The sequence below is a fragment of the Arthrobacter sp. NPDC093125 genome (genome assembly GCF_044754225.1).
Classification (GTDB): domain Bacteria; phylum Actinomycetota; class Actinomycetes; order Actinomycetales; family Micrococcaceae; genus Arthrobacter.
This window is the reverse complement of record NZ_JBIVOQ010000011.1, coordinates 88,316-103,521: the sequence shown is the minus strand read 5'-3', so window position 1 is coordinate 103,521 and position 15,206 is coordinate 88,316. Positions and strand designations below refer to the sequence as shown.

Below are 15,206 nucleotides of genomic sequence, written 5' to 3'. Positions count from 1 at the left end.
GGGCCATCCGGACAAAGATCATTCGGCACCCCCCTGATAGCACTCAGCGGTCGCTTAGGGCGAGGGCCATCTCCCTTTCCTGGTCCATAAAGGCAGACAAGCTGAGTCGTCGGCCAACACGGGCGCCCCAGCGACGGTGACGATGTTCAACTTCAATGGGATGCCTGAAAGCGGTAGAGATGTTCTCGGTCGTGATGGTTTCTGTGGCCGGACCTGCTGCGACCTCAACGCCGTCTGCAATCAGCAGGGCGTGACTGGTAGTTGTTGGCAGTTCTTCGAGGTGGTGCGTAACCAGAATGGATGCCATCTGCGGGTGCGTGCAGGTAAGAGCGTCAACGGTTTCGAGGAGTTGTTCGCGGGCAGCGACGTCCAATCCTGTGCAGGGCTCATCCAGCAGCAGCAGCTTGGGTGACGAGATGAGTGCTCGGGCTATCAGCGCCCGTCCCCGTTCCCCTTGGGACAGGTTCGGCCAGCGGTAGCCAGCCTTTTGGCCCAGGCCCACATCGTGGAGCAACGCGTCGGCACGCGTTGACTGCGTGTTGGTTGGAGCCCACCTTTGAGGCAGCTCGTTGCTGCCTGTCAATCCGGTCAGCACAACTTGGCGGATCGTGAGGGGCGCAAGAACTTGATGCCGCGGGTTCACGTGACCAATAGATCGGCGCAGGGCCTGCAGGTCCACCCGTCCCAGTTGTTCGCCCAAAACCCGCACCGTCCCGGAACTGGGGTGGGCAACCGCTCCGCAGAGTTTCATGAGGGTGCTCTTCCCAGCGCCGTTGGCGCCTAGCAGCGCCCAGTGCTCTCCCGCTTGTACGGACAGAGATATTCGGCTGATGATGTCCCTGTCACCCCGACGGAAAGTCACATCTTCCAGCTCGAGCACATTTTCCCGGTTCGGCTGGTCCTTCATTCCAAGATCTCCTCAAGCATTTTTTGGCGCTCCAGGCTCGCGAGGCGGGAGCGGGAGTAAATGCCACCATACTGGCGGATCTCCTGGCCCTGGCTTGTAAGTTCATGAAGAATTGATCCTCTCCGTTGTGAGTTTCACAGTTCTGCTGAGTTGCAGTTGGCACGAAGATGGTTTTGCAAACTAACCCGGTGGGATGCTAGCCGCGGTCCTCGAAAGGGTTGCCATGCCCGAACAAACATGATGTGAGGAGTCCTTCTTGACCACGACAGTAGTTCAGAAGAATCAAGGTGGCCTCGCTGCAACCTTTGCAGCAGGACCGGATGACGTAAATGTCTCCGAAGTGATCAATCCGGCGACCGGTGATGTTGTTGCCCGGTACCGCCGTGCCACCCGGGAGGACGTGAATGCTGCGGTCAAGCGGGCTGAGGAAGCGTTCAAAGTCTGGGGATCCACTACACCCATCGAACGTGCCGAGGTTCTGCTCAAGATCGCGGACGCCATCCAGGAAGAGGCCGAGGAATTTGCGCGGCTTGAAAGCGAAGATGTAGGCAAGCCGATCACCCATGCGCTGGGCGATATGCCCTGGATGTGGGACGTTATGCGCTTTTTCGCCGGAGCTGCTCGTGTTTCCTCGGTTCCAGCTACCGGTGAATACGCAAACGGAAGTACCTCTTGGGTACGTCGCGAGCCCTTGGGAGTCGTCGGCCTGATTACTCCCTGGAATTATCCACTCCTCATGGCGGTGTGGAAAATTGCCCCGGCCCTTGCAGCTGGCAATACAGTGCTGCTCAAGCCAGCAACGCTAACGCCGGCCACGACGATCAAGCTCGTCGAGGTTGCTAACCGCTTCCTGCCCGAGGGGGTTCTCAACCTCATTATCGGGGACCGGGAGAGTGGCACGGCCATGGTTGAGCATCCGAGCATCCGCAAGATTGCACTTACCGGAGCGACTTCCACAGGCAAATTCGTAGCCGCAGCTGCGGCGAAGACGGTGAAGCGCGTCAGCCTGGAGCTTGGAGGCAAGGCGCCCGTACTGGTTTTTGCGGACAGCCCGCTCCGCGAAACAGTAAGGGACCTCGTTGAGTTCGGCTACTCGAACAGCGGCCAGGACTGTACTGCGGCCTGCCGGATCATTGTTGAGGAGTCGGTTTACGACGAGTTTGTGGAGGCGTACTGCGAAGAGGTGAGGTCATTGATCGTCGGTGACCCATCTGACCCCGCGACCACGATGGGCCCCGTTATCTCGGAGCACCACATGAACCAGGTACTTGGTTTCATTGAACGTGCCCAGGAGGCAGGTGCTACGGTGCGTGTCGGTGGAAACCGCGTCGACAGGCCGGGCTGGTTTATCGAGCCCACAGTTCTGACGAATGTGAAGCAGACGGACGAGATTGTGCAGAACGAGGTTTTCGGACCCGTCGTGACCATCCAGGCTGCCAAAGACGATGACGAAATGCTCAAGTTCGCAAACGATGTGAACTTCGGTTTGTCAGCAAGCGTCTGGACCAGCAATCTCGCAAGGACGATGCGCTTCTCAAAGGAACTGCAGTTCGGCACCGTCTGGGTGAACACGCACATATTCACCGCATCTGAGATGCCCTTCGGTGGATACGGTGAGTCCGGCCTTGGCCGCGAACTCACAGCCCACGGCATCGACGAGTACTCCCAGCTGAAGCACGTCATGGTCAAACCTGACCTGACTGCTTAGACCTGTCCGCCACCAAGGGGCCCACTTTTCCTAGTGGGCCCCTTCGGCGTCTCTTTCGGCTTCATGAAAGACTAATAGGAAGGAAGAATTCCATGATGGATAGCACCGGTGCTCGTATGTCAGTGGCCGCAGAAGTTCCGGCTCCTTACGGACCTGGTTCAACCGCGCTGAACCGCCCAACGTCGGATGCTGCCGGAAAGCCCGTGGGACGGATCCGTACCCATCATCTGCAGCAGGCAAAGGATAACGGCGAGCGTTTCGCGATGCTGACGGCCTACGACCAATACATGGCAGAAATTTTCGACGAAGCAGGGATCGACGTGCTCCTCGTCGGCGATTCGGCCTCCAATAATGTATTTGGCAATGAAACGAGTCTGCCAATTACTGTGGACGAGCTCCTCCCGCTCTGCCGCGCCGTTGCCCGCTCCGCGAAGCGTGCCCTCGTCGTCGCCGACCTGCCATTCGGCAGCTACGAAGTGTCCCCGCAGCAGGCGGTAGCCACGGGCATCCGATTCCTTAAGGAAGGGCTGGCACATGCCGTAAAGATCGAAGGCGGCAGCTTCTACGCAAACTCCGTCAGGTCCATGGTCGGAGCCGGGATCCCCGTCATTGCCCACATCGGCTTCACACCGCAGAGCGAGCATGCCCTTGGTGGCTACCGCGTTCAGGGCAGGGGCGACGACGGGCAGCGGCTGATCGACGATGCAGTGGCTCTTACAGAGGCAGGCGCCTTCTGCATACTCATGGAGATGGTATCCTCTGCCACTGCAGCGGCTGTTGACGAGGCCATACCGGTTCCCACCATAGGCATCGGGGCCGGAAACTCAACGACTGGACAGGTACTCGTCTGGCAGGACATGGCGGGGTTGCGCAAGGGAAAGATGCCAAAATTCGTTAAGCAGTACGCGGACATGCGCTCCTCGCTTTCAGACATCGCCAAAGCTTACGGCCAGGAAGTACGAGCCGGTCAGTTCCCGGGCCCAGAACATTGCTTTTAGCCACCTGTGGATTTCCCTGCTGTGCTTGACATGTTCAAGGTACCTTGAGGAGAACTGATGCGTGATCTGGTTTTTTATGACCCTTTTGCACATTGTGGAGGCTCAGCCCCGGAAGGCAGCTACCTTTCCGAAGCGCAAACGCCGGGCATCACGCCTCTCAAAGGGAGCAGTTCCCGAAAATGGCGTCGGGGTCCTCAACGAAAGCAGAATGCGAAGAACCTCGTGCTGCAAGATCTTCAACTGTTGGCGTCCCAACGCGGCTCGGCCGAATCCAGAAACCTTGCCGTAGATCGGCTACGGGAGTGCCGACACCAAATATGGCGCAGCCGAATGAGAGAATCAGAACGGAGTACGTTGCAATAGCTGGCCCTGAATGTAGGAGATGATGTGTCGGGTTCCCTTCCGCTGCTCAAGGACCCGATAGCCGAGGCGCGGCGCCAGTGGCAGGATCACGGTTGGGGCGATGCCGCAGACGGCATGGCTGCGGTCACTGCTCTGATGCGGGCCCAGCAGATCCTGCTCGGCCGTATCGAAGCCGTACTTAAACCGCATGGGTTGTCGTTTGCACGTTATGAACTGCTGGCGCTGCTCAGCTTCACCAGGACCGGGTCGTTGCCTATGGCGAAGGCCAGTGCACGTTTGCAGGTTCACCCGACGAGCGTGACAAGCGCGGTGAACCGGTTGGAACGTGCAGGGCTGGTGCGCAGGGTTGCTCATCCAACGGACGGGAGAGCCACCTTGGTGCAGATTTCCTCTGAAGGCCGGGCTGTTGTTTTGGCAGCAACCAAGGACCTGAACGCGGCGGTGTTCACTAACACCGGATTTACTGGTGAAGAGGTTGACGTCCTGATTGAAACCCTTGGCCGCTTCCGGCGCCAGGCGGGCGACTTCGACGAAAATGCCCGCCGGGACGAGTACTGACGTCCCGGCGGGCAGCTCCAGCAGAGTACCGGAACGCTTCTAAAGATCGAGCAGCCGGGAATCGCGCCCCGTCCATTTGAATTCAGGCGTCTGCTTTGCGAGGAACGCCTCGATACCGATTTCCGGCTCGCCGCTGAGTGCCATCTCACGTTGCCATTCGGCGTTGGTCTCCCCCAAGCGGTAACCTCCGGCCGAAATGACGTCCACGATGTCCTTCATGGCCTGGATGGACAGCTGGGAACGGGACGCCATTCGTCCGGCGAATTCCGTGACTTCGGTCCAGAAGCTGGTCTGGGGTACCACTCTTGCCAGCAGGCCAAGGGCCATTGCTTCGGCGGCCGGGATGAAGTCTCCGCTGAAGAGGAGGTATTTCGCCGTCGCTGGCCCGGCCAGCCTTACCAGCCGTTCAATGCCGGACAGCGGGTATACGATGCCGACCTTTGCCGGTGTGATGCCGAATGTTGACCGGTCGGAGGCGATCCGGATGTCGCAGGCACCGGCGATTTGCCAGCCGCCGCCGATGCAGTAGCCATCGATGGCGGCGATGGTGGGTTTGTGGAAGCTGGCCAGGGCGTTTTCGCCGGCGGTGACATGGCCGCCGTCGTGCCGGCCGGTACCGGGATCATGCAGGATGTCTTTGAGATCACTGATGTCTGCCCCGGCGGAGAAGTTCTCACCCGCCCCGCGCACCACCACCACCTTGACCGATGCATCGGCTGCCAGACGGTCCAGTAGTGGCTCGAACTGCTGCCACATGTCCTTCGTCATCGCATTGCGCCGACGCGCGTTGTCCAGCACGATCGTGGCAACCGGACCGTCATATTCGACCTGGAGCGAACCGATCACAGTTTCCTCCCTTGCGGTTTTCATAGCGGCACGTCCTCTGGAACAAAAGCTTCTCTCACCACACCGGACTGAAGGAGCCCGGCGATCTGCTCCTCGCTAAGCTGTAGCCCCTCCAACACCCGTCGGGTGTCCCCGCCTAACGCAGGTGGGGCTTTGCGGATAGGCGTGCCTACGCCGTTGATGGACAGCGGTCCGCGCAACAGCGGCAGGGGTGACCCGTCATCTCGTGTGACGTGCCGGACCATGTCCAAGGCCTGGACTTGCGGGTCCTGGAAAACTTCCCGGTAGTTATAGATGGGCCCGGTGGGGATTCCAGCGGCCCGGAACAGTTGCACCCATTCAGATCCCGGGCGGGCTGCGAGCAGTCCTTCGAGGCGGGCTGTCAGGGCGTCCCGATGTAGAGTGCGGTCGCGGCCGGTGACATACTCCGGCTCATCGGCCAGGCCGGGATCACCCACCAGTTCGCACAGCTGGCGCCATTGCTTGTCGTTACCGACGGCGATGATCACCGGAATGTCGGCGGTCTTGAAAACGCCGTACGGTGAAAGCACCGGGTGATTGTTGCCCTGCGGCACGGGCACTTCGCCGGTGCTGAGGTAGCGCTGCCCCTGGAAGGACGAGATGGCCAGCGCGGATTCCAGGAGCGACGTCGAAACTTCCATCCCTGCCCCGTTGCGTTCCCTGCCGGCCAGGGCTGAGGCGATGCCGAACGCGATGAACACGCCGGCGTACATGTCGATCACAGGCACCCCAACGCGGTACACGGTCTCCGAGTCCGCGCCCGTGATGGACATAAGGCCGGACATGCCCTGGGCCACCTGGTCCAGCCCCGCCGCCTGGCTGAGCGGACCGGTCGTGCCGAAGCCGCTCACGGAGGCGATAATCAGCCCGGGCTTTTCGGCGCGCAGCCCCGCCGGATCCAGTCCCATCTCGCTGAGGACACCCGGTCGGAAATTCTCCACGAGGACGTCGGCCTCCAGCGCCAGCTGACGTAACAGTCCCTGTCCCTCGGGGCTGTAGAAATCCAGGGCCAGGGATGATTTCCCCCGGTTAGTGGAGTCGAAATAGAGGCTGTGGTCATTCTCGAAGGGCGGCCAGGACCTGGTCGAGTCACCGCCCTTGATGCTCTCGACCTTGATAACTGCCGCGCCCATGTCAGTCAAGAGTGCCGTGGCGAAGGGACCGGCAAGCGCGCGGCTGAGATCCAGGACCGTGATGCCGGCCAGGGGGGCGGCTGCCGCTGTTGATTCAGTCATGGTTCAGCCCCGCAGCTTGACGTTGATTTGCTTGGTCTGGGTAAAGCCCGCCAGCATGCCCTCGAGGGACACCTCCCGGCCGATCCCGCTCTGCTTGTACCCGCCGTAGGACTGTCCCACTGCCTGGCCGCCGCCTTGGTTGATCTGGACCCAGCCTGCTTCCAAGCGGTGGGCGGTGTTGAGGGCGTTGTCCAGATTGTGGCTCCACACGTACGCGGCAAGTCCGAAGTGGGTGTCGTTGGCCATGCGGATGACGTCGTCAACGTCCTTCCAGCGGATGGCCGTCAGGACCGGGCCGAAGATTTCCTCCTGGGCGAGCCGGAATTCGTTCTTCGCGCCCCCGAAGACGGTGGGCAGGTGATAGTAGCCCTCGGTCAGAGGGCCTTCGGAGGGCACGTTGCCGCCCAGCAGCACGTCCAGATCCTTGTTGGCGCGCCCTTCCTCCAGGTATTGGCTGATCTGGGTGAACTGGCTGTTGTTGATGATGGCACCCATGTCGGTGGCCTCGTCCAGAGGGTCGCCGACCTTCAGGGCACCGAGCTTGGCCACCAGCCGACCGAGGACCTCGTCGTAGACGTCCTCGTGCAGGAACAGCCGGGAGCCTGCTGTGCAGCTTTGACCCTGGCGGGTGAACCGTGAGGCGGCGAGCAGACCGTCTATCAATTCGTCATCAACCGCATCAGGGAAGACGATGGAGGGGTTCTTGCCGCCCAGCTCCAGCGAAACGTGGGCCAGCCGCTCCCCGGCCGTGCGTGCGACACCACGCCCAACCTCAGTGGATCCGGTGAATGAAACCTTGTCCACTCCCGGGTGCCGTGCCAGCGCTGAACCGATGACACTGCCGCGCCCGGTAAGTGCGTTGACGACGCCGGCGGGCAGGTGCCGGTTGCAGATCTCCGCGAGCAGCAGGATGGTCAGCGGAGCGTCGTCGGCGGCCTTCAGGATCACCGTGTTGCCCGCGGCCAGCGCGGCGGGTACCTTGAAGCCGGCGATCATCAGCGGCGAATTCCACGGCAGGATACAGGCGACTACACCGAGGGGTTCCAGCCGGCTGTACTGCAGCTGGTTGTCGCCGGCGGGCAGCGTGGCACCCTTGACTTCCCCCGAAATTCCGGCGAAGTAGCGGAACAGGGAGACCAGGGTCGCCACCTCGGGACGGGCCTGGGTGCGTAGCGCATTGCCGGTGTCCAGGGCGGTCAGCCGGGCGAAGTCCTCGGACCGGGCCTCGATATCGTCGGCGATCCGGGACAGCGCACGGGCACGCTCGCTGAAGTGCAGTGAGCGCCACCCCGGAAAGGCCCTGCGCGATGCGGCGACGGCCCGCTCAACGTCCTGGGCACCGGCCGAGGGCACCTGGGCAATCACGGTGTCCCGGCGCGCGGGATTCTTGACCTCGCGCCACTCCCCCGTGGCAGCCTCGGTCCGCTCGCCGTCAATCCACATCAAGTGATCTCTGTCCCCCACGATAAACTCGATCGTGGGTGCAACGCTTACCTCAGTCATACTTCCTCGCATTCAAGAATTTTTTGCGGCCTCATGGAGTCCAAGTTGGCTTACGGGTGAAGACGGTGGAGCTAACGGTGACTGAAATGCGGGGAACGTTTCTCGATGAAGGCCTGCATCCCCTCTTTCTGGTCCTCGATCGCGAAGCAAGAATGGTTGAGCCGGCGTTCCAAGCGGACTCCTTCGGCCAGGGATGTCTCGAAAACGGCGTTGACGGCTTCCTTCGCGAGCATTGCTACGGGCTTGGACATGCCGGCGATAGTTTCGGCGGTGGCCAGGGCCTCGTCCATCAGGTTTGCCGCAGGAATTACCCTGGCTATGAGGCCGGCTCGTTCGGCTTCCTCGGCCCCCATGGTCCGTCCGGTGAGCACCATGTCCATGGCCTTGGCTTTGCCGATCGCGCGGGTCAGGCGCTGGGATCCGCCCATACCGGGAATGAGTCCCAGCTTGATCTCGGGCTGGCCGAACTTGGCGTTATCGGCGGCGATGATGATGTCGCAGATCATGGCGAGCTCGCAGCCGCCGCCGAGGGCGTGTCCTGCAACCGCCGCGATCATCGGTGTGCGGACCCGGGCAAGCTGGTCCCAAGCCGCGAACCAGTCCGCCAGGTACATGTCCATGTATGACTTGGAGGCCATCTCCTTGATGTCGGCGCCGGCAGCGAAGGCCCGCCCGGAGCCGGTGATGATAATGGCCCCAATACCCGGATCCTGGTCGAATTCCTTGGCTGCGGCCAAGACCTCTTTGCCGAGGGCATCGTTCAGCGCGTTCAGGGCTTCCGGACGGTTCAGGGTGATGATGCCGACGCGGCCCTGCTGTTTGACAAGGATGTTCTGATAATCGTTCATGCCATTTCCTTCGTCTTGGAATTCGCCCGGATTTCGTTGATGATGGCGGAGAAGTCCTGCTGCCCGCCTTCCCCTTCGGCGAAGCGGCGGTAGATCTCTTCGGCCATCGCGCCGAACCGGGCATCGACTCCGGTGGACTCCATGGCATGGGCCGCGAGGCCCAGGTCCTTGGCCATGAGAGCGCTGGCGAAGCCCGGCTGGTAGTCCCGGTTGGCGGGGCTGGCGGGCACCGGTCCGGGCACGGGGCAGTTGGTGGTCAGCGCCCAGCATTGGCCGGTGGCATTGGCGGCGACATCGAAGAGTGCCTGGTTGGACAGGCCGAGCCGTTCGCCGAGCACGAAGGCCTCGGACACCGCGATCATGGAGACGCCCAGGATCATGTTGTTGCAGGCCTTGGCGGCCTGCCCCGCTCCCGGTCCGCCGCAATGGACCGTGCGTTTGCCCATTGCTTTCAGGACGGGTTCTGCGTTGGCGAAGTCCCCCTCGTTGCCGCCGACCATGAAGGTCAGCGTTCCTGCTTCCGCCCCGACGACTCCACCGGAGACCGGGGCGTCCAGGCCGTGGTGACCCGCCTCCTCAATGAGTTCATGGGCGGTCCGCGCGTCCTCGACGGAAATTGTCGAGCAGTCCAGGAACAGGGCGTTTGGTCTGGCGGCAGCGAGGAGCCCGCCCTCGCCCTGGTAGACCGCGAGGACGTGCCTGCCGGCAGGCAGCATGGTGATGACGACGTCGGCGTCCTGGGCGGCCGCTGCCGCCGAAGCCGCCACGGTAACTCCGTTGTCCGTGGCATATTTCAGGGCTGCGGGCGCAAGGTCAAAACCCCTCACCGTGTAACCTGCCTTGGCGAGGTTGACGGCCATGGGCCCACCCATGTTGCCCAGTCCGATGAAGGCTATCTGTTTGGTCATGAAATTCTTCTCCTAGCTTGGCGGCATGAAGCCTGTGTCGTGACAAGTTGGGCTATTTGTTGAGATGGTGCATCGCTTCCGCGACGAGCCCGAGTTCTGCGGCACCCAGGTCGGCGAAGTACGTTTCGACCGCCTCGGTCGAGACTTCAGCCAGCGACGGCGGCGACCAGCCTGGGTTGCGGTCCTTGTCGATGACTTGCGCCCGGATACCTTCGCGGAAATCGCTGCCCGCCAGGCAACGAAGGGAAACCCGGTATTCCTGGTCCAAAGCCTCTTCGAGGAGGGGCATCTGGCGTGCCCGACGGAGCGACTCGAGCGTTACTTTCACTGCCGTTGGTGATTTGGCCAGGATGAGTTCTGCCGCCTGGCGGGCAGCCGGCGCAGAGGACTGTTGAAGGGCATCGATAATCGCCTCAACGTCGTCGAACGCGTAGCATTCATCAATCCACTCCCGCTCCGAAACCAGCGCCGACGGGGGGATCCAGTCCGGTACAAACGCCTGCACCGCCTGGCGGGCATCCGTATTGCCCAAGGCCTGTGCCAGCGCGGGCAGCGTGCCACTGCTCAAGAAGAAGTCCGCCAGCCCCAAGGCGATGGCGTCAGGCCCGGTGATGGTGGCCGCGGTCAGCGCCACGTGCGTGCCCAGCTCGCCCGGGGCACGGGAGAGAAGGTAGGTGCCGCCTACGTCGGGAACGAGACCAATAGCGGTCTCCGGCATACCGATCTTCGTGCGCTCGGTCACGACGCGGACAGATCCGTGGGCAGAAACGCCGACTCCGCCGCCGAGCACCACTCCATCCATCATTGCCACAAAGGGCTTCGAATACCCCGCAATCCGGGCGTTCAGAGGGTACTCGTCCCTCCAGAAGCGGGCTGTCTCCTGCCCGCCGTCCAGAATGTCACGGTAGATAGCTACGATGTCCCCGCCGGCACACAGACCCCGCTCGCCGGCGCCTGACAGCAGAACAGTCGAGACGTCGTCGTCCTCCTCCCATTCCGCCAGCGTCGACGCGATGGTGTTGACCATGCCGTGGGTCAGCGCGTTCATGGCACGGGGCCGGTTCAGGATGATGTGGCCCAGACGGCCGTCGCGCCTGATGAGGATCTCGTTGTCCTGTACTGCTTCGTTTTGCATTGTCTACCCCTCCGCGAGCATCCGGCCGACGATGAGACGCATGATCTCGTTGCTGCCTTCCAGGATTTGATGAACCCGCAGGTCGCGCATGATTCTTTCGAGGCCATACTCGGAGAGGTATCCATAACCCCCGTGGAGCTGGATGGCGGTGTTGGCGACGTTGAATCCAGCGTCCGTGGCAACCCGCTTGGCCATAGCGCAGAGTTTCACAGCGTCGTCGGAACCCCGGTCCAGCGCATCGGCGGCACGCCGGAGCAGGGACCGGGCACTCTCAAGCTCCGTTTCCATGTCGGCCAGTTGGAAGAGCAGCGCCTGCTGATTGATCAGCGGGCCCCCGAAGGCCGAACGCTGCTTGAGATAGGCAACGGTTTTGTCCAGGGCAGCCTGGCCACCGCCCAGCGAGCAGGCGCCCATGTTGATGCGGCCGCCGTTAAGCCCCTTCATCGCAATTCCAAAGCCACTGCCTTCCTCACCCAGCCGGTTGGCGACCGGGACACGAACGTCCTCGAAGATGACTTGGCGGGTGGGCTGCGCGTTCCAGCCCATCTTCTTCTCGTTGGCCCCGAAGGACAGCCCGGGGGTGTCCGCGGGGACCACGATCGCGGTGATGCCCCGAGCGCCGGTGTCGGCCGTCCGGGCCATAACGATGTAAAAGCTGGACGCTCCCGCACCGGAAATAAACTGCTTGACCCCATTGAGCACGTACTCATCGCCGTCGCGGACGGCTTTGGTGCTGAGCGCGGCCGCGTCCGAGCCGGCACCTGGCTCGGTGAGGCAGTAGCTGCCCAGCGCCTCCATCGAGGCCAACTGCGGCACCCACTGAGCGCGTTGCTGATCGTTGCCGAACGTATCGATCATCCAGACCACCATGTTGTGGATGGAGATGTAGGCGGCGATCGTCGTGTCGCCCTTGGCCAATTCCTCAAAGATCAGCACCGCGTCACTGCGGGTGAGTCCGGAGCCGCCGAACTGCTCTTGCACGTAGATGCCGCCCATTCCCAGTGCGCCGGCCTCCCGGAGTACGTCCACGGGGAAATGCTTCGTTTCGTCCCACTTGGCCGCGTTGGGCGCCAAGGCTTCGCCCGCGAAGTCCCGCACCATCTCGACCATCGCTTGCTGGTCCTCATTAAGTTCAAACATCTTTCGCCCTTCCGAGCCGGTTGGTAATTGTGTGGAGGCGCCCGAGGACGCATGTTGTGCTGCGAGGCGGCCTTGCCGCTAGCGTGAAACCTTGCCGGTCAGGGAGGCGATGGGGCGCAGGAACAGCGGGCGGGCCAGGAACCAGGCGGCAATCATGACCGCCAGTGAAGCGGCGAAGATCCAGAACCCGGCCCAGCCGCCGTCGTCGCGCGAAGCGTACATATGGTTGAGGTTGCGCAGGGCCCCGGTGGCGAAGACAAGGGCCACGTGGACGATGATGAACCCGACGAAGTAGAGCATCACCGGGAAATGGATAGCGCGGGCAAGCTCAATCGGATAGGCCCTGTTAAGCGTGGTCGCGGTCTTGGGCCAGGCGCCTGACATGCGCAGCCCGGTGACCAAGGCCAGCGGAGCGGCGATAAAAACGATCGTGAAGTACGCCAGCACCTGCAGAGCGTTGTAGTTAACCCAGCCGTTCTCGGTGGGCCAACTCAGTGACGCGTATTGCAGTGCGGCAGACAAGGCATTTGGAAGAATGTCCCAGCTGGTGGGTACGATGCGCATCCATTGCCCCGTGGTTAGGAGCAGCACCATGAAGACGATGCCGTTAAGTACCCAGAGCGCGTCCATGGTCAGGTGGAACCACAGGTCCAAGCTGATTTTCGAAGGCGGGTTCTTTGTCCGGATCAGTCCTTTGTTGTTCCTGGTCCAGTTCGCCTTAGGCCGGGTGGTAGTCCTGACCTGCCAGCCCGAGCGGATGATCAACAGGATGAAAAAGGCATTGAGAAAGTGCTGCCATCCGAGCCACGCCGGTAGACCTGTCGGAGCCCCAGCGGGCAACTCCGAATGTCCGGGGTAGTCGGCCAGGAAGGACTGAATCGATGGCAAGGTACGCATCCACTGGGCAACGAGCACCAACGCCAGTAGCGCCACCACCGCGAACACGATCGCTGCGACCAGCTTGGTCCGGTTGTTGCTGGACACCTTGGCTGGCTTCTTCGTCGTCGTCATGTCCCTGTTCCTTTCCGGGGATCTCCCGCCCCGGCCTCTTCCGGGCCGAGGCGGGGAAGCGCTAGTTGGTGCGGGCTTTGAGTGCGTCGATCAGCTGGGGCACAACGGTGAAGACGTCGCCGACAATGCCGAAGTCGGCGACGTCGAAGATGGGAGCGTCCTCGTCCTTGTTGATAGCCACGATGGTCTTGGCTGTCTGCATGCCGGCCAGGTGCTGGATCGCCCCGGAGATACCCAACGCCACATAAAGCTGTGGGGACACCGTAATGCCCGTCTGCCCGACCTGCGCGCTTTGCGGGATGTAGCCTGCATCAACTGCTGCACGGGAGGCACCGACGGCACCGCCGAGCGCGTCTGCAAGCTGCTCGACCAGCACGAAGTTCTCCTTCGAGCCCAGGCCGCGGCCCCCGGACACGATGGTCGACGCGCCCCGAAGCGGCGGGCGTCCCGAGTCGGCGACAGCCGGGTGGATCTGTTCGATGACGGCCGCGTTGCCGACCTCGACGTCCAGAGACACCGTGGTCACTTCCGGCGTGGCGGCCGGTGCACGCTCGTCCAGGGCGCCTTGTCGCAAGGTGATAACCGCCGGCCCCGTGGAGACAGCGCCCTGAACATGGTAGGCCCCGCCAAACACGGAGTGGGAGGCTGCGGGAGTGCCGTCGGCGGAAAAGGCGACATCGACGACGTCGGCCAGCAGCCCTGCGCCGACGCGAACGGCGAAGCGGGCCGCAGCATCCCTGCTCTCCACTGAGTTCGCGGCAATCACCGCTACCGGCGAGAACGCCTGGGCGGCGCTCGTGAGGGCCGCGACTTGGGGGGCGGCGAGCACCGTGCCGGTCTGGGTGCTTTCGGCGACATACACGTGGTGCGCGCCGAGTTCACCAAGCTGGGCGGTGATGCCGGCGCTGAGACCCGGCTTCACAGCCAGCACGGCAACCGGCGTGCCGAGTTTGGCGGCGGCCGCGATGACGGATGTTGCGCTGCCGGCGATGTCCCCGGCGGGCGATGTTTCGATAAGTGCCAGTACGTTTGACATGTAGGTTCCTCGCTCAGATCAGGCGGCCGGCGGCCAGGAAGTCGGCAAGCTCAACACCGGCGGTGCCGTCGTCGTAGACCTTCTTTCCGGCGGTGCGCGCCGGGCTTTCGGACGTCGCCAGCACTGAGGTTGCCGGGGCGGCGACGTCCAGACCCAGGTCGCCGAGGGACAACTTCACCAGCGGCTTGCGCTTGGCCGTCATAATTCCCTTGAAGTTGGGGAAGCGGGCCTCGGCGACCCGTTCAGTCACGGAAATCAGGGCCGGCAGGGATGCACGCACGTCCAAAGCCCCGTTCTCGATGCCCACTTCGCCGGCGACGGATGCCTCCTCAACTTTCACCGAGTTCAGCGAGGGCAGCAACGGCAGACCCAGATGTTCGGCAATCATGGCCGGCACCACGCCGCCGCGGCCGTCTGTGGACTCGTTACCCGCCAGCAACAGGTCAAAACCGGCCTGCTTAGCCGCAGCAGCCAACACCACCGCTGTCCGTGCGATGTCGGCGCCCTCCAGCCCGTCATCGACCACATGCAGCGCCGAGTCAGCACCCATGGACAGGGCCTTGCGCAGCGCCTGGTTGGCATCGGCAGGGCCCATCGTCAGCACCACAACCTCGGTCTTTTTATCCGCGTCTTTGCAGCGCAGCGCAACCTCAAGGGCGCGCTCGTTGATCTCGTCCGCCACACAATCCGTTGCGTCACGATCCAGGCGCCCGCTGACCGGATCGAGCCTGCGCTCCTCCGCGGTATCGGGCACCTGCTTCACCAGCACGATGATTTTCATTGAACCGCTCCTCCTCCTGTTGCGAACACGTTGGACCTCCAAACGCAAATGTCATTGGCCGCCCAAGTATTTACTAGGTCTTCCAAGTAAATACTCGTGGTTCCAAGTAAATCACAGGACATATCCGGAGAGGTGCTACAGGCGGAGCAATCTTCCGTCCGGTGTTTCGTCTAAAGTCGGTGACTCCATGGTTCTTTTCCGGGCATAG

Annotated in this window: 14 protein-coding genes; 3 read left to right on the top strand and 11 right to left on the bottom strand. The window is 62.5% G+C overall.

The window, feature by feature from the left end; genetic code table 11:
- Positions 1-43 precede the first annotated feature (43 nt).
- On the bottom strand, positions 44-907 hold the full coding sequence (locus tag ACIP9X_RS17315) for an ABC transporter ATP-binding protein (RefSeq protein ID WP_400480989.1): 864 nt from the start codon (positions 905-907) through the stop codon (positions 44-46).
- A gap of 256 nt (positions 908-1,163) precedes the next feature.
- Between ACIP9X_RS17315 and ACIP9X_RS17310 the strand changes: the two genes are divergently transcribed.
- The 3 genes from ACIP9X_RS17310 to ACIP9X_RS17300 all read left to right on the top strand — a co-directional run bounded on the left by ACIP9X_RS17310 (position 1,164) and on the right by ACIP9X_RS17300 (position 4,534).
- Entirely contained in the window at positions 1,164-2,615 is a 1,452-nt protein-coding gene (locus tag ACIP9X_RS17310; RefSeq protein ID WP_400480988.1) for an aminobutyraldehyde dehydrogenase, read from the top strand.
- 92 nt (positions 2,616-2,707) lie between these two features.
- Positions 2,708-3,613, top strand: coding sequence for a 3-methyl-2-oxobutanoate hydroxymethyltransferase (panB, locus tag ACIP9X_RS17305; RefSeq protein WP_400480987.1), 906 nt, complete (start codon positions 2,708-2,710; stop codon positions 3,611-3,613).
- A 387-nt stretch (positions 3,614-4,000) separates the two neighbouring features.
- Entirely contained in the window at positions 4,001-4,534 is a 534-nt protein-coding gene (locus ACIP9X_RS17300) for a MarR family winged helix-turn-helix transcriptional regulator (protein WP_400480986.1), read from the top strand.
- 39 nt (positions 4,535-4,573) lie between these two features.
- Here ACIP9X_RS17300 and ACIP9X_RS17295 read toward each other — a convergent pair whose 3' ends face one another.
- The 10 genes from ACIP9X_RS17295 to ACIP9X_RS17250 all read right to left on the bottom strand — a co-directional run bounded on the left by ACIP9X_RS17295 (position 4,574) and on the right by ACIP9X_RS17250 (position 14,998).
- Entirely contained in the window at positions 4,574-5,404 is an 831-nt protein-coding gene (locus ACIP9X_RS17295; RefSeq protein WP_400480985.1) for an enoyl-CoA hydratase/isomerase family protein, read from the bottom strand.
- Positions 5,401-6,636 carry a CaiB/BaiF CoA transferase family protein gene (locus ACIP9X_RS17290; protein ID WP_400480984.1) on the bottom strand — a complete coding sequence of 412 codons (1,236 nt, stop codon included), beginning with the start codon at positions 6,634-6,636 and terminating at the stop codon, positions 5,401-5,403. Before ACIP9X_RS17290 ends, ACIP9X_RS17295 begins: the two co-directional genes overlap by 4 nt.
- Before the next feature lie 3 nt (positions 6,637-6,639).
- On the bottom strand, positions 6,640-8,139 hold the full coding sequence (locus ACIP9X_RS17285; protein WP_400480983.1) for an aldehyde dehydrogenase family protein: 1,500 nt from the start codon (positions 8,137-8,139) through the stop codon (positions 6,640-6,642).
- A 71-nt stretch (positions 8,140-8,210) separates the two neighbouring features.
- Positions 8,211-8,987: an enoyl-CoA hydratase gene (locus ACIP9X_RS17280; protein WP_400480982.1), complete on the bottom strand. Its 777-nt coding sequence runs from the start codon at positions 8,985-8,987 to the stop codon at positions 8,211-8,213.
- A complete protein-coding gene (gene mmsB / locus ACIP9X_RS17275) occupies positions 8,984-9,895 on the bottom strand; it encodes a 3-hydroxyisobutyrate dehydrogenase (protein ID WP_400480981.1) in 912 nt (303 codons plus the stop codon). The genes ACIP9X_RS17280 and mmsB overlap by 4 nt, the downstream gene beginning before the upstream one ends.
- Before the next feature lie 52 nt (positions 9,896-9,947).
- Entirely contained in the window at positions 9,948-11,030 is a 1,083-nt protein-coding gene (locus ACIP9X_RS17270; RefSeq protein ID WP_400480980.1) for an enoyl-CoA hydratase/isomerase family protein, read from the bottom strand.
- A gap of 3 nt (positions 11,031-11,033) precedes the next feature.
- Positions 11,034-12,170: an acyl-CoA dehydrogenase family protein gene (locus ACIP9X_RS17265; RefSeq protein ID WP_400480979.1), complete on the bottom strand. Its 1,137-nt coding sequence runs from the start codon at positions 12,168-12,170 to the stop codon at positions 11,034-11,036.
- Positions 12,171-12,248: 78 nt separating this feature from the next.
- Positions 12,249-13,181 carry a cytochrome b/b6 domain-containing protein gene (locus ACIP9X_RS17260; RefSeq protein ID WP_400480978.1) on the bottom strand — a complete coding sequence of 311 codons (933 nt, stop codon included), beginning with the start codon at positions 13,179-13,181 and terminating at the stop codon, positions 12,249-12,251.
- Between the two features lie 61 nt (positions 13,182-13,242).
- A complete protein-coding gene (locus ACIP9X_RS17255) occupies positions 13,243-14,217 on the bottom strand; it encodes an electron transfer flavoprotein subunit alpha/FixB family protein (RefSeq protein WP_400480977.1) in 975 nt (324 codons plus the stop codon).
- 13 nt (positions 14,218-14,230) lie between these two features.
- On the bottom strand, positions 14,231-14,998 hold the full coding sequence (locus tag ACIP9X_RS17250) for an electron transfer flavoprotein subunit beta/FixA family protein (RefSeq protein WP_400480976.1): 768 nt from the start codon (positions 14,996-14,998) through the stop codon (positions 14,231-14,233).
- Between the last annotated feature and the right edge of the window lie 208 nt (positions 14,999-15,206).